Source organism: Polaromonas sp. P1_G2 (genome assembly GCF_056405515.1).
The window spans coordinates 1-621 of sequence record NZ_JBFUBY010000691.1 but is presented as its reverse complement, the minus strand read 5'-3'; the positions used below and the strand labels follow the sequence as shown (position 1 = coordinate 621).

Sequence of the window (621 nt, the reverse complement as noted above, 5' to 3'; positions counted from 1 at the left end):
GTCATGCACCTCAATTACAAGAATCCCTGGCTCTACCCGTTCGAAGAGTTCCAGCGCTTCAAGACGCATCCGGCGATCCGCGGCACGTTCGAGGGCGGTAAGCGGCTGGTCTATGGCGCTCGCGCCATCACAGAGGGCGGCTATCAATCGGTGCCGAAGGTCTCCTTCCCGGGCGGCGCGCTGATCGGCTGTTCCGCCGGCTTCGTCAACGTGCCGCGCATCAAGGGCAGCCACAATGCGGTGCTCTCCGGCATGCTGGCGGCCGACAAGATTGCTGCGGCAATCGAGGCGGGTCGCGCCAATGACGAGCCGGTCGAGATCGAAAACGAATGGCGCAAGACTGACATCGGCAAGGATCTGAAGCGCGTCCGCAACGTCAAGCCGCTGTGGTCGAAATTCGGCACTCTGGTCGGCATCGGCCTCGGCGGCCTGGACATGTGGACCAACCAGCTGTTCGGCTTCTCCTTCTTCGGCACGCTGAAGCATGGCAAGACCGACGCGCAAGCACTGGAGCCGGCTGCGAACCACAATAAGATCGTCTATCCGAAGCCCGATGGTGTCCTGACCTTCGACCGGCTGTCCTCGGTGTTCCTGTCGAACACCAACCATGAGGAAAATGAG

1 protein-coding gene is annotated in these 621 nt (G+C 61.5%); it reads left to right on the top strand.

Features of this window, described 5'->3' with window-relative positions; genetic code table 11:
- The coding region (locus tag AC1D0P_RS26975; RefSeq protein ID WP_477679539.1) for an NAD(P)/FAD-dependent oxidoreductase at window positions 1-621 on the top strand (621 nt) is incomplete at both ends.